Source organism: Serratia sp. KG1D, from assembly GCF_037150675.1.
Taxonomy (GTDB): domain Bacteria; phylum Pseudomonadota; class Gammaproteobacteria; order Enterobacterales; family Enterobacteriaceae; genus Serratia; species Serratia nematodiphila.
The window spans coordinates 1-296 of record NZ_JBAGIH010000019.1; the positions used below are offsets into that span (position 1 = coordinate 1).

Below are 296 nucleotides of genomic sequence, written 5' to 3' on the forward strand. Positions count from 1 at the left end.
TTCGCGTGGCGTGCTCACACAGATTGTCTGATGAAAAAGTAACGAGCAAAAGCGTCATAAAAGTACGGTGTCGTGTCCCCTTCGTCTAGAGGCCTAGGACACCGCCCTTTCACGGCGGTAACAGGGGTTCGAATCCCCTAGGGGACGCCAAGCTTCCGACCCACCCGGTGAAAGCGGCGGTCTTCAGTATCTGACGATACACCATATCTTAAAGATGACTTCCGAGTCATGTTTAAGATATTGCTCTTTAACAATCTGGAACAAGCTGAAAATTGAAACATGACGGCTGAAATTTG

The 296-nt window shown here is 48.6% G+C and carries 1 tRNA gene; it reads left to right on the forward strand.

Annotated elements, in window-relative coordinates:
* Positions 1–74: 74 nt before the first annotated feature.
* Positions 75–150: transfer RNA gene (locus tag WFM45_RS24610), tRNA-Glu, on the forward strand.
* The last annotated feature ends 146 nt before the right edge of the window (positions 151–296 follow it).